Annotated in this window: 7 protein-coding genes; 5 read left to right on the forward strand and 2 right to left on the reverse strand. The window is 68.5% G+C overall.

From position 1 onward, the window contains the following. Positions 1-220: 220 nt before the first annotated feature. From Mal64_RS07100 to Mal64_RS07120, 5 genes are all read left to right on the forward strand, one after another. The gene (locus Mal64_RS07100) at positions 221-922 is read left to right on the forward strand and encodes a DUF3826 domain-containing protein (RefSeq protein WP_146398428.1); all 702 of its coding nucleotides are present in this window, start codon (positions 221-223) and stop codon (positions 920-922) included. Positions 923-1207: 285 nt separating this feature from the next. Further along, entirely contained in the window at positions 1208-2860 is a 1653-nt protein-coding gene (locus tag Mal64_RS07105) for a pectate lyase family protein (protein WP_197525534.1), read from the forward strand. Beyond that, positions 2860-4446 carry an MGH1-like glycoside hydrolase domain-containing protein gene (locus Mal64_RS07110; protein ID WP_197525535.1) on the forward strand — a complete coding sequence of 529 codons (1587 nt, stop codon included), beginning with the start codon at positions 2860-2862 and terminating at the stop codon, positions 4444-4446. The genes Mal64_RS07105 and Mal64_RS07110 overlap by 1 nt, the downstream gene beginning before the upstream one ends. Positions 4447-4541: 95 nt before the next feature. Next, positions 4542-6944 (forward strand): glycoside hydrolase family 95 protein, encoded by a 2403-nt coding sequence (locus tag Mal64_RS07115; RefSeq protein WP_146398430.1) that lies wholly within the window; start codon positions 4542-4544, stop codon positions 6942-6944. A 172-nt stretch (positions 6945-7116) separates the two neighbouring features. Beyond that, on the forward strand, positions 7117-9132 hold the full coding sequence (locus Mal64_RS07120; protein ID WP_146398432.1) for a glycoside hydrolase family 127 protein: 2016 nt from the start codon (positions 7117-7119) through the stop codon (positions 9130-9132). Positions 9133-9215: 83 nt separating this feature from the next. On the opposite strand, the gene Mal64_RS07125 is transcribed toward Mal64_RS07120, so the two are convergent. Together Mal64_RS07125 and Mal64_RS07130 are read right to left on the reverse strand one after the other, a co-directional pair. Beyond that, the gene (locus tag Mal64_RS07125) at positions 9216-12287 is read right to left on the reverse strand and encodes a DUF6298 domain-containing protein (RefSeq protein ID WP_146398434.1); all 3072 of its coding nucleotides are present in this window, start codon (positions 12285-12287) and stop codon (positions 9216-9218) included. Then, a complete protein-coding gene (locus tag Mal64_RS07130; protein ID WP_146398436.1) occupies positions 12280-13584 on the reverse strand; it encodes a bile acid:sodium symporter family protein in 1305 nt (434 codons plus the stop codon). The genes Mal64_RS07125 and Mal64_RS07130 overlap by 8 nt, the downstream gene beginning before the upstream one ends. Between the last annotated feature and the right edge of the window lie 74 nt (positions 13585-13658).

Here is a 13658-nt window from a genome sequence, read left to right on the forward strand (position 1 = left end):
CGCGTCACCTCGACGCGGGCCCCTTCCCTTTGTGCCCTCCGTAAATCTTTCCTTGCGGCGTAGATCCTCCGCTCGGCAGTCGCCGATTGCCCTCCGTAGTTGATCGTCCCCACAGCTAAAGCCCAGCCTAGCGAACTCCCGCCTCTCTCCCGTCGCAAGCGCTTGCCGAACCGGGCCGCTGCGATTTCTTCGGAGAGCCCCTCGCGACAGGAACAGCACCATGCCCCAAACGACCGCCTCTTCTGCGCATTCAAAGACAGCCCTCCCCCGCGGCGCCTCCTTCGCCGCGGGCATGTCGCTCGCTATGGCCACGCTCGTGCTGATCGGGCTCGGCTCGGTTTCGCACGCCGCTAGTGAAACGGACATCAGCGAAGAAGAGGCCGCCTACCGTCGTGCGATCGCGGACCGCGCTTCGCGGATCGTCTCGGCGCTTCGGCTTGACGAAGCGGACGTCGAACAACGGGTAACGACGCTCGTCGCCGATCAGTACCGCGCGTTGCGAGACGAGCACGACAGCCGTGACTCGTCGCTTGAGGAAGCCGACGGGGAAGAGAAGCGGGTCGTGCGTCTCGAGTCGGACCGCCGCGTCATGGAACTCCACCGCCGCTTCGTCGCCAGGCTCTCCACAGAGCTCGACGCCGACGGTGTTGTGGGCGTCAAGAACGGGATGACCTACGGCGTCGTGCCGATCACGCTGGCGGCTTACCATCGCCTGCTGCCCGACCTGAGCGAAGAGCAACGCCGCACCCTGCGGGCGCACCTGACCGAGGCCCGCGAATACGCCATGGACGCCGGCTCGTCAAAGGAGAAGCACGGCTGGTTCGGCAAGTACAAAGGCCGCATCAACAACTACCTCTCGGCCGAAGGCTACGACCTGAAGCAAGCCGAGCGTGATCTCGCGGCGCGCAGCTCGCAAGAGTGATCCCTCATGCAGGTCTTTAGACGCGAGCCTCGTCGCTGCCCCACGGTGGAAGAACAGCGCGAAACAGACCGCCGCGTCCGCCAAAGCGTACCGACTGCCGAGCGGAGCGGGCGTTAATTACCGCACGCTGGGCGACGCTGCGCGGCTAAAACGACCGGAAACAAGCCGAGCAAGACCTCGAATCGCCCCTGCGGCTCTAGTAGCTTGAACGCAGACCGATCACGGGGCTCACCGAACCGTTTCCCCGCAAGAAACGTTTCCCTCATAAGGACCGAGGCGAAGACTATGTGCAAGAATTGGCTCGTATACGCGGCGGCTGTTGCTTTGGCCGGCGTTGCTTGGGACGCGGCTCTCGCCCAGTACCCGACCATCACGCCCGAAGTGGCGGCCGAGAGCGACCGGCGGATGGCCGAGATGCGGCGTCGCTCGGACGCGGCTTGGGAGGCGGCCCAGCCCGCCATCGAGGCCGACGCCAAGGCGGGCAAGCCTTACATCGCCGACGCCGATCACCCGAGCGAGCTGCCGCAGGCTTCGATCCCGGCTTTCCCGGGGGCCGAGGGGGGCGGGGCTTACAGCTTCGGCGGCCGCGGCGGCAAGGTGATCGTTGTCACGAATCTCAACGACAGCGGCCCCGGCAGCTTCCGCGAGGCGGTGGAGACCGGCGGCGCGCGGATCGTGGTGTTCAACGTCGCGGGGGTGATCGAGCTTAAGAGCCGTCTCGTCGTGCGGGCGCCTTATCTGACGATCAACGGCGCCTCGGCGCCCGGCGACGGCGTTTGCATCGCCGGCGACACGGTCGAGCTCGAGACCCACGACGTGGTGGTGCGCCACATGCGGTTCCGCCGCGGCGACACCTGGGTCGGCGACCGCAACGACTCGTTCGGTGGCAACCCGATCGGCAACATCATGATCGATCACGTGTCGGCCAGCTGGGGACTCGACGAGAACATGTCGATGTACCGCCACATGTACTCGCCGCCCGAGGGGGGCAAGGACATCAAGATGCCGACCGTGAACATCACGATCCAGAACTCGATCTTCAGCGAGGCGCTCGACACGTACAACCACGCGTTCGGCAGCACGATCGGCGGCTACAACAGCACGTTCCATCACAACCTGTGGGCCTGCAACACGGGCCGCAACCCGAGCGTGGGGATGGTCTACGACTTCACGCTGGTCAACAACGTGCTGTTCAACTGGCGGCACCGCACGGTCGACGGCGGCGACCACCGCAGCTACTACACGATCGTCAATAACTACTACAAGCCGGGCCCCGTCACCCCCGCGGACAAGCCGATCGCCCACCGCGTGCTCAAGCCCGAGTCGCGTCGCAGCCCTTACTACCTGCTCGATTACGGCAGGGCCTACGTGGCCGGCAACGTGGTCGAGGGCAGCGAGAGCGTGACAGCCGACAACTGGGACGGCGGCGTGCAGGTCGACATCGGCGAGCCGCGCGGCCCGTTGCCCAAGGGCGTCCGCGTGCCCACGGACGAGGAGCTGCTCGCCGAGATCCGTATCGACAAGCCATACCCGCACGCCCCGATCAGCACCCAGTCGGCCGAAGAGGCTTACGAGATCGTGCTGGCCGGCGCCGGCGCCACGCTGCCCCGACGCGACGCGGTCGACGAGCGCGTGATCCAGATGGTCCGCAGCGGCGAGGTCACTTACAAGAAGGGCATCATCACCGACATCGAGCAGGTGGGCGGCTACCCCGAGTACCGGGGCGAGCCGTACGCCGACGCCGACAGCGACGGCATGCCGGACACGTGGGAGAAGGCCAACGGCCTCGACCCGAACGACGCCGCGGACGCCGCGGGCGACCTGAACAACGACGGCTACACCAACATCGAGGAGTTCCTCAACGGCGAGGACCCTCGGGCGGAGGCCAAGCAGACCCCTGCCCCGCAGCCTTACGTGGACATCTTCTGGAACTCATGATGCTTTGCAACAGAAACGCCGCGGCGTGGGCCGCGGCGCTTTGCGCCGCGTGCTGCGTGTCGCACGCCCCGCGGGCGGCCCACGCGTCGGGGCCGTTCGTGCTGCCCGCCGATGAGGTGGAAGCCCGCGTCGAGTCGTTCAACGCGGCCGACGAAGAGCTGGTCGTGAACCTCATCCCGAACGCCGAGGCGGCGGCTTGGGTCGTGGAGAACGCGCCGCGGTTCGACTGCCCGAGCGAGCGGCTCGAAGAGGTGTTCGTCTACCGCTGGTGGACGCTTCGCAAGCACGTGAAGCAAACGCCCGAGGGGCGGGTGCTCACCGAGTTCATCACCCCGGTCCGCCACGCCGGGGCGTACAACACGGTCTCGTGCGCCTTGGGCCACCAGATCGCCGAGGGGCGCTGGCTGCGCGACCAGCAGCTGCTCGACGAACTCATCCTCTTCTGGCTGAGGGGCGCTAGCGGGGACGACCAGCAAGCGGGGCCCCAGCCCCACCTGCACAAGTTCAGCAGCTGGCTCGCCGACGCGGTGAACCAGCGACGGCTCGTGACCGGCGACGACGCCTTCGCCCTCGACCTGCTCGACGACCTCGTGGCCGACTACGAGCGTTGGGAGGAGGAGCGGCTGTTGCCCAGCGGCCTGTTCTGGCAGCGTGACGTGAGCGACGGCATGGAAGAGTCGATCAGCGGCGGCCGCCGCGTGAAGAACGTGCGGCCGACGATCAACGCCTACATGATCGCCAACGCGCGGGCGATCGCCGAGATGGCGTCCGCCGCGGGACGCCCCGAACTCGCCGAGCGGTTCAACGCCAAGGCGGACGAGCTGCTGGAGAAGTTCGCCCCCGCCATGTGGGACCCCGAGGCGGAGTTCTTCAAGGTGCGGCTCGAGTCGGGCGAGCTGTCCGACGCCCGCGAGGCGATCGGCTTCATCCCCTGGCTGTACGGCGTCGCTAGCGCCGAGCACGCCGCCGCTTGGGCCCAGGCGAACGACCCGCAAGGCTTCGACGCCCCGGCGGGACTCACCACGGCCGAGCGCCGCCACCCCGAGTTCCGCACCCACGGCACGGGCACCTGCGAGTGGGACGGCGCCGTCTGGCCGTTCGCCACGAGCCAAACGCTCGGCGCCATGGCCAGCCTGCTGCGCGGCCCGGAGCAAGACTTTATCTCCAAGGCCGACTACCTGGAGCACCTGACGCGTTACGCCGAAGGGCACGAGAAGGACGGCGAGTTCTACATCGGCGAGTACCACGACGAAGTGACGGGCGATTGGCTCATCACCGGCGAGAAAGAGAAACGCAGCCGCTACTACAACCACTCGACGTTCTGCGACTTGGTGATCAACGGGCTGGTGGGCGTCATCCCTCAGCCGGCGCCGCGCGTGGCGATCGACCCGCTTGTGCCGCCGGGGGCGTGGGACTGGTTCTGCCTCGACGGCGTTCCCTACCAAGGCCGCAGCCTCACGGTGATCTGGGACCGCACGGGCGAGCACTACGGCCGCGGCGCCGGGCTCTCGGCCTGGATCGACGGGCAGCAAGTAGCGCAGCGCGCCGACCTTGGCCGGCTCGAGGTCGAGCTGCCGCCGAGATGAGTTGGCTTTTTTCCTCTCGCTAGCCCCCTCCCCTTTTGGCGGGAGGGAAACTCCGGACCGCACGCGGCGCCGTCCCCCTCTGGAATCCTCAATCGATGCGCAAGACTGTTTTGAATCTCCGCACGGCTAGCGTTTGCGCGGGGCTGCTCGCCGCGGCGTTCGGCTCCGCCCTCCACGCGCATGGCGCCGAGCAGGAGCTGTGGTACGCCACGCCGGCCCAGCAGTGGACCGAGGCGCTGCCGGTCGGCAACGGCCGGTTGGGGGCGATGGTCTTTGGCGGCGCCCAGGAGGCCCGCGTCCAGTTCAACGAAGACTCGCTCTGGAGCGGCGGCCCCCACGACTACGCCCATCCCGGCGCCCACGAGCACCTGGCCGAGATCCGCCGGTTGCTGCTCGAGGGCAAGCAGCGGGAGGCGGAGGAGCTCGCCTCGCGCGAGTTCATGTCGGTTCCTATCCGGCAGTGCAACTACCTGCCGTTCGGCGACGTGACGCTCCGCTTCCCCGAGCAAGCCGAGGCGAACGACTACCGCCGCTCGCTCGACCTCGACCGGGCGATCACGACAACCACCTACAAGTCGGAAGGGGTGCGCTTCAAGCGGCGGGTCTTCGCCAGCTTCCCCGACCAGGCGATCGTGATTTACCTCGACGCCGACCAGCCGAAGCGGCTTGCGTTCGAGTTGGCGCTCACCAGCCCCCACGCCGAGCACGAGGTGGGGGCTCCGGACGAACGCACTTTGCGGCTCACGGGCCGGGCGCCCGACTACGTCGACAAGCGGAACAAGACGCCGATCGAAGGCAAGGAGCGCTTCGCGGCGTTCGTCCGGGTCGTCGAATGCGACGGCGAGGTGACGCATGGCGACGACGGGCCCCGTGGCAAAAGACTCAGCGTGAAGGGCGCCAGTCGGGCGACCATCGTGCTCACCGCCGCCACGAGCCACGTGAGCTTTCAGGACGTCTCGGCCGACGCCCAACAGCGGGCGCTCGACGACCTGGAGGCCGCGGGCCAGAAGCCGGTCGAAGACCTGATGGCCGACCACATCAATGACCACCGCGAGCTGTTCCGCCGCGTGGCGCTCGACCTGGGCGAGACCCCCCACGCCGAGCTGCCGACCGACGAGCGGGTGCTCGCCTCCAAAGAGACGCCCGACCCGGCGCTCGCGGCGCTGTTCTTCGACTACGGCCGCTACCTGCTGATCGCCAGCAGCCGCGCCGGCGGGCAGCCCCCCAACCTGCAGGGGGTTTGGAACGAGGAGATGAATCCGTCGTGGGGGAGCAAGTACACGACCAACATCAACGCCGAGATGAACCACTGGCCGGTGGAGCCGTGCAACCTGCCGGAGTGCCTCACGCCGCTCGTGGGCGCGATGCAGGAGCTGGCCGAGTCGGGCCGCCGCACCGCCCACGCCCACTACGACCTGCCGGGCTGGGTGCTGCACCACAATTTTGATCTGTGGCGCGGCACGGCGCCGATCAACGCCTCGAACCACGGCATCTGGCCCTCGGGCGGGGCGTGGCTCTGCCTGCACCTGTGGGACCGTTATCTCCACTCGGGCGACGAGGCGTTTTTGCGCGAAACGGCTTACCCGCTGATGCGCGGGGCGGCGGAGTTCTTCGCCGACTACTTGATCGTGGACCCGCGTTCGGAAGAGGGCTGGCTCATCAGCGGGCCGAGCAACTCGCCCGAGCAGGGCGGCCTGGTGATGGGCCCCACGATGGACCACCAGATCATCCGCGCGCTGCTGTCCAGCACCGCCGAGGCGGCCCGCGTGCTCGGCGTCGACGACGAGTTCGCCACGAAGCTCGACGCGATCGCCGCGCTGATCGCGCCGAACCAGATTGGCCGGCTCGGCCAGCTGCAGGAGTGGCTCGAGGACAAAGACGACCCCAACAGCCGCCACCGCCACGTCTCGCACCTGTGGGGCCTGTACCCCGGCGCCGAGATCACGCCCGACACGCCGGAGCTGTTCGCGGCGGCGGAGAAGTCGCTCGACCTGCGCGGCGACGGCGGCACCGGCTGGTCGCGCGCCTGGAAGGTGAACTTCTGGGCCCGGCTCCGCAACGGCGACCGCGCGCACAAGGTGCTCGACGGCTTGCTCACACTCACCGGTTCGCCCAAGGCCAGCCACCGAGGCGGCGGGGTCTACCCGAACCTGTTCGACGCCCACCCGCCGTTCCAGATCGACGGCAACTTCGGCGCGACGGCCGGCGTGTGCGAGATGCTCGTCCAGTCGCACCGCCGCACGGCGGCGGGCGAGACGCTCGTCGACTTGCTCCCCGCCCTCCCCTCGGCCTGGCCCGAGGGCAAGGTCGAAAGGCTCCGCACCCGCGGCGGCTTCGAGGTGTCGATCGTCTGGCGGGAAGGCCAACTCGACCAATGCCGCGTCCGCTCGCTGCGTGGCGAGAAGGCCGCGCTGCGTTGCGGCGACGCCGAGGCGCCGCTCGCCCTGGCCCAGGGCGAAGAGGCGGTCTTCGACGCCCGGCTCAACCGGATTGAGTAGAATAAGGTTCCCATCGCAGCGATTGGTGGCCGCGCTCCTGCCGCGCTCAAACGCGAAGATCGCCGAGTAAGCTACGCTTGATTCGTTCTTGCTCGTGCGCATCGCCATCCACTCCTCTGAGCGCTTACGCTTGGTTCTCGCTCCGTAGCAATACCCACCGACCAACAACGCCATGAAGAAACTGCTGCTCGCTCTCACACTCCTGACGCCGTGCGCTCAGGCCGAGCCGCTCTATGTCGCCGACACGACCGACAGCCCCCACGCGCTGCTCCGGCCGGTGGGCGTCGACGAGGTACGTTTCACCTCGGGCTTCTGGGCCGACCGGCTGCGGGTTTGTCGTGAGCGGTCGATCCCCGCGATGTGGGAGCTGATGCGCGACTCGCAGTACAAGCCGTTCTACGAGCACTTCCTCATCGCCGCCGGCAAGGCCGAGGGCGACTACCACGGCGCCCCGTGGAACGACGGCGATTTCTACAAGTGGATCGAGGCGGCCTGCTCGTCGATCGCAGCCGAGCCGAACGCCGAGATGCGCGAGGCGATCGACATGGCGGTCGCGGCCGTGGTCGCCGCACAGCGCGCCGATGGCTATATCCACACGCCGGTGCTGATCAAGAACCGCAACGGCGACGCCTCGGCCAAGCCGTTCTCCGACCGCAACGACTTCGAGGTCTACAACCTCGGCCACCTGATGACCGCCGGCTGCGTGCACTACCGGGTGACCGGCGAGCGCGGCCTGCTGGAGGCGGGCGAGCGGGCGGCGCAGTTCCTCGAGCGGGCGTTCGAGAACCCCACCCCGCAGATGGCCCGCCAGGCGGTCTGCCCGTCGCACTACATGGGAGCCGTGGAGCTCTACCGCACGACCGGTGACAAGCGTTACCTGAAGCTCGCCCAGCGGTTCCTCGACCTGCGCAAGACGGCCTCGGGCGTCGACGGCGGCGGGGGCGACGACAACCAGGACCGCATCCCGTTCGTCGATCAGCGTGAGGCGGTCGGGCACGCGGTGCGGGCCAATTACTTATACGCCGGCGCCGCCGACCTGCTGCTCGAGACCGGCGCCGAGGAGTACGTGGCGCCGCTCGAGGCGGTGTGGGAGAGCGTGGTCGAGAAGAAGCTCTACGTCACCGGCGCCTGTGGCGCGCTCTACGACGGCGCCTCGCCCGACGCCTCGCCCCGCCAGGGCGAGATCACCCGCATCCACCAGGCGTACGGCCGCAACTACCAATTGCCCAGCGCCACGGCCCACAACGAGACCTGCGCCGCCGTGGGCGCGGTGCTCTGGAACTGGCGGCGTTTCCTGGCCGATGGCGAAGCGCGGCACATCGATTGGATCGAACTCGCGCTGCACAACGCCGTGCTCTCTGGGGTCGACCTGGGCGGCACCGATTACTTCTACACGAACCCGCTGCGTGTGACCGACCCGCAGCCGACCGACATCCGCTGGTCGCGCAGCCGGCTGCCGTTCATCGTGTCGTTCTGCTGCCCACCGAACGTGGTCCGCACCGTCGCCCAACTGGGCGGCTACGCCTACGCGAAGACCGACGACGCGATGCGTGTGAATCTCTACGCCGGCGGCGAGCTAACAACCGATCTGGCGGGCGGCGAACTGCGGCTCACGCAGGCGACCGACTACCCGTGGGACGGCGCCGTGAAGATCACCATCAACGAGGCGCCCGCCGCTGCGTTCGCGATCGAACTGCGACGGCCCGACTGGGCCGAAGCGATGACCGTCCGCGTGAACGGCCAGAAGGTCGACGCCGAGTCGCGCGACGGCTACGTTTCCGTCAGGCGCGACTGGAAGCAGGGCGACACGGTCGAGATCGACCTGCCGATGCCCGTGGTCACGCTCGAGTCGCACCCGCTCGTCGAGGAAACGCGCAACCAGTTGGCCGTCAAACGGGGGCCGATCGTCTACTGCCTCGAGTCGGTCGACCTGCCCGAGGGCGTTTCGATCGAGGAGGTCGGCGTTTCGCCCGACACGGAGTTCACGGTCGAGCGCGACCCCGAGCTGCTAGGCGGCGTGCCAACCCTGGTGGCCGACCTGCCGGTCGAAGACGCCAAGCCGTGGCGTGGGCTCTACCGCCCGGCCGAGGCCGAGACGGCAAAGACCGCCCGCTGCCGGCTCGTGCCGTACTACGCGTGGGGCAACCGGGGCGAGTCGGAAATGACCGTTTGGCTGCCGCGTAGGTAACAGTTTTTTGAACCACGACGGAACAAAGCAACAAAGAGAAGAATGATGTCGCGTCGTTCCTTCGTTCCTTTGTGGTTCTTATGTCAATGTGGTGTGATCCATGCCACCCGGCCTCGTAGCTCGACCGTGCCTTCGACTTCGTCTTTGCCGAGAACCTTGCCCGACTCGGGATCAATCCAGCGGACGCTCGACGTGTCGTTGAGCGTTATCTGGGCGTCGTCGTCCACCGCGTAGCAGAGCTGGCCTCCCTCGTCGTCGGCCAGACGCAGCACGGTGTCGCCCTCTTCCCACTCGGGCCGCATGGCGACGATCGCCTTCTTAAGCTCGGCCGGCAGCGGCGGCGTGTTGGCCAGCGATCCTCCGCCCATCAGCACGGCCCAGCCGGTCTGCGACGAGCGGCCGCCGCCGGCGCTATACAACACCGGCTTCTCGGGATGACGCGTGCGGTAGTCACGCACCGAGCGGGCGACCGACTCGAAACCGCCGCCGCCCCCGCCCCCCTTGCGCGAGTGCTGCCGCGGCGCCAGGTTGGCGCCCCCCGGCGGGGCGTAAACTTTGTCGCCGCGGCCGTAGGACCAGTAGCGGATGTCGATGATGTCGACCGCCCCAGCGCGCTCGGGATCGGCGAGGATGGCGTCCTGCACGTCTTTGGTGGTGCTCAGCGCGACCATGCCGCCGGCGCGCGTTTCGTCGATCCGGGCGCGGACCGTGTCGAGCCAGAACTCGGCGAACTCCTGCGGCCCGGTGTACTCGGCCGAGGTGGCGTGGATCACGTTCGACCGGTCCGCAAACGTGTCGACACACTGACGCAAGTAAACGCTTTGCAGCTGACGCAGGGCCTTGGTCTCGGGGCTGTAGAACTGCTGGGCGATGAAGATCCGTTTGTCGCCGACGAACGGCGGCGGCTCGGTCAGATCGGTCCCGTTGATGTTGTTGGTCGGTCGCCAGGGGCAGTCGACCCAGTGGCCCCCCGCCTCGAGGATATTGTGCTGGAAGAAGCTCTGCGAGAAGAACGTCATGCCGCGCCGCTCGAGCAACTCGGCGAACGTGTTCAGCCGGCGCCAATACCACGGGTTCGGCTTGGTGAGGTCGTAGCGACTGAGCCCGTCCCAGGCGGTTCCTTGGCCGCTGCGGGCGAACGGTTGCTCGTAGAACGGCGGGGCCACGTCGCCCGTGGCGCGGCGGACCATCAGGTGGTCGTCGCGGCGGCGGTCGTACCACAGGCCGTAGTGGTGCTCGTAACTGGCGAAGCCGCGCTCGGCCAGCCGATCGGCGGTCGGCACGAGCTCGTCGGTCAGCCCCATGCCGTACCGCCCCGGGGCGTAGCGCGAGACCGAGGGGCCGAAGCCGGGGGCGTCGGCCGGCCGGATCGTGCCGCGCCACCAGGTCGGCGCCAGCGAGGCGCCGGTGATCACCTCGCCGCCGGCGGTGAGCCAACCATTAACGATTTTCACCGGCTTGGCCGGCGTTGTCTGCTCGGCTGCGGGCAGGTCCTTCCTGCCGAAGAAGAGAGACGACGTGCTCGAACTCCCCTGTGAGCTTGCCTCAGCGATCTGGTCTTCGATCAGGTCGCGGAGCGTGCGGTTCGGCTCGCTCGACTGGGCCGAGAAACGTTGCGCCTGTTCGTAGCTCGGATTGGTCGAGGCGATCGGGTTGAGCAGAAAAGTCCCGGCCCGGTCGCGCGCCCCCTCGCCCAAGCGTTCGCCCAACTGCTGGCGGTAGATGCTGATCGGCCGCCAGTACTCGCTCTCGCCATGGAACACGCCGTCGCCGATGGTCTGGGACCAGTAGCCGATGACCCAGTTCTGGGCCGTGGGCGGCGTGAAGCAGTGGATCTGGGCCGCCTGGCATTGCCACGCCAGGCAGTTGGCGGCCGACCAGCCGGCGCCGGGGGGCACGACCCAGCGGTTGGTGAGCTTCAGGTCGCCGCCGTCGATCCGCACGTTGTCGTAGAGCACGCCGCTCGCCCAGCTCTCCAGCGGCCCGCTGTCGCCGTTCGTCTCGCTGGCGTAGCAATTCACAAACGCGTTGGGCCCAGGCGCGCAATGCCCGACCGAGAAGTCGTGCAGGCCGTGCTCGGCCCAGCAGCGGAGGAACAGTGTCTGCTGCCCTTGCGTGAAGAAGCTCTGCCGGCGGTAGCCGCCCAACTCCGAGACCGGCGCCAGTGACACGCAGTCCTCCACGGTGGACCGCGCCACCGCTTCGCGCAGCAGCACCGCCCCGCCGGCGAACCCGGTGAAGCGAACGCGGCGGACCCAAAGGTCCTCGGCGTGATTGGCCACGACGCCGTGCCAGCTGTGGTCCTCGTCCTTCGGGTTGTCGCCCTCGACTTCGGAAACGAGCTCCAGGTCCTCGACGCCCACGTTGCTCAGTCGCCCCGGGGTGGCGAGCCGTGCAACCGTGGCGCCGCCGAAGCGCTGCTCGATCGCGGTGGTGATCGGCGCGTCGAGCGTCACGCGGTCGCCATCGACAGCGACGACGGTCCGCTCCCAGCGGATGTCGGTGCGCCCCGCCCGCCAGCCGACACCGTGCGCCTTGGCGCTGAGGGCGGCGATCCACTCGTCGGTCGAGGGGCGGGTGATGAGCACCCGGTCGCCCTGCTCCAAGCCGTGCCCCGCCGAGAGAGTCAGCACCGTGGCGCCCACCGGCGCCCGCTCGTCGACCACTTGCGCCGGCTCGCCGGTCTCCGCACGGCCCGGGTCGAGCGGCTCGATCCGCACCAGCGGCCTGCGGCTGGGGCCGGTGGCGATGATCTTCGACCCCGAGCCGGCGCCGCGCAGCACCACGCCGCTCGCCGCGATGCGCAACTGTCCTGATACGCGGTGCTCGCCCAGCAGCAGCACGGCGCCGCACAGGCCGTCGTCGCCCAGCGGCATCGACGACACGCGGTCGATGGCCCCCTGGATCAGCCGCGTGCTGTCCTCGCCGTCGGCCTCGACCACGAGCACGGTCGTCGCCTGGGGGATGTCGCGATCGGCGCCGGCGTAGCCGCAATTCGAGAAGTCGGGCACGCGGTCGCCGTTCTCGGCGGCGTTGTACTGCAGCCGTCCGTGGTCCATGCGAAGGGGCGGCTGCTGGGCCGAGAGCAGCGACGCGCAAACGGCGAGCAACAGCAGCGAGTGAGCAAGCGATCGCAGCGGGGAGGTGTCAGGCATGGGGAGCGTCCGTTTCGGATAGATCATTCGCTTCATGGGGAGGGCGCCGTCGCCAGAAGTTGGCCAACAGCGAGCCGGAAACGTTCATCCAGGGGCTGAACAAAATCGGGGCGAGGCCCATCGTGGTGAGCTTGCCCATGGCGTCGGCCAGGCCGACCCCCATCGCGCCGTTCTGCATGCCCACTTCCAGGGCGATCGTGCGGGCGGCGGCCTTGTCCATGCCAACCAGGCGGCTCGCCGAGTAACCCAGCAAGTACCCCAGGGTGTTGTGCAGCACCGCGGCCGCGAGCAAGAGCCAACCCACCTGGAGCAACGCGTCGCGTCCGGCGGCCGTCGAGATCACCGTGAAGTAGAGGATGCCGAACATCGAGACGGCGGGCATCAGCCGCTCGAGCGCCGGGAGGACCTTGAGCGCCTCGTGGTAGACGACCCCTACGGCGACGGCGGCCAGGGCGAAGCCCGCCAGCACGATCGCGGTAAGCGCCGGCCCCTCGACGGAAGACTCGATGGCGGCCCACCCCCCCGTGGCGAGGGCGACGCCCCACGCCACGGCCAACCCCGCCACGGCGTACGCCGCCCGCCGCGCGGCGGGCGAGGCGTTCTTGAGGGCGTCGTGCAGCAGCGCGGCGCCGATCGGCACGACAACGATCTTGATGATCGTCGTCATCATGGCGAAGAAGTCGACCTCGACGAATTGCCCGGCGAGCGCCTTCATCCAGGTCGGCGTGACGAGCGGCGCCAGCAGTGTCGCCACGGCGGTGAGCGTGACCGACAGGGCCAGGTCGCCGCGCGCCAGGTGGACCATCACGTTCGACGCCAACCCGCTGGAGCAACAGCCGATGAGAACCACGCCGGCGGCGATTTCCCCGGGCAGCTGCAACCCCACGGCGATCGCGTAGCCGACGAGCGGCATGATCGTGAACTGGCAGGCGAGGCCTACGGCCACACGGCCGGGCGACTTGGCGACCCCCGCCAGATCGGACAGGCTCATCTGGGTCCCCATGCCGAACATCACCGCTTGCACGATGAGCAGCTTCAGCCAGGCGTTGTGCAAGTCGATCGGGCCGACGCGTTGCAGGCTCTCGGGGTAAAGCATCGCCAGCGCGATGCCGGCGACCATCCACACGGTGAAGGCGAAGCTCCGCATCGCCCCCGACCCGCTCAGCCCGACAGCCGCGAGGAAGAGCGCCGCGACGAGCGCGGCCCCGCCGTAGGGCTGACCGATCGCCAGAGCGGCGGCGCCCACGATCGCCGCCAAGGCCGCCAGGATGAATACGATTCGTGAGAATTGTGACACGGCAACCAGCTGCGCGGAGGAGAACTTCGGAGGGGCAGAGCGACATCCACTCTGCGTTTGAGCCTAGCGGCTGG

The organism is Pseudobythopirellula maris (genome assembly GCF_007859945.1).
Lineage (GTDB): Bacteria > Planctomycetota > Planctomycetia > Pirellulales > Lacipirellulaceae > Pseudobythopirellula > Pseudobythopirellula maris.

Bases quoted from the DNA above. Each gene is read 5' to 3' on its own strand.
- Mal64_RS07105 (WP_197525534.1), top strand. From the start codon at position 1,208: ATGTGCAAGAATTGGCTCGTATACGCGGCGGCTGTTGCTTTGGCCGGC.
- Mal64_RS07115 (WP_146398430.1), top strand. From the start codon at position 4,542: ATGCGCAAGACTGTTTTGAATCTCCGCACGGCTAGCGTTTGCGCGGGG.
- Mal64_RS07100 (WP_146398428.1), top strand. From the start codon at position 221: ATGCCCCAAACGACCGCCTCTTCTGCGCATTCAAAGACAGCCCTCCCC.
- Mal64_RS07125 (WP_146398434.1), bottom strand. From the start codon at position 12,287: ATGCCTGACACCTCCCCGCTGCGATCGCTTGCTCACTCGCTGCTGTTG.
- Mal64_RS07110 (WP_197525535.1), top strand. From the start codon at position 2,860: ATGCTTTGCAACAGAAACGCCGCGGCGTGGGCCGCGGCGCTTTGCGCC.
- Mal64_RS07120 (WP_146398432.1), top strand. From the start codon at position 7,117: ATGAAGAAACTGCTGCTCGCTCTCACACTCCTGACGCCGTGCGCTCAG.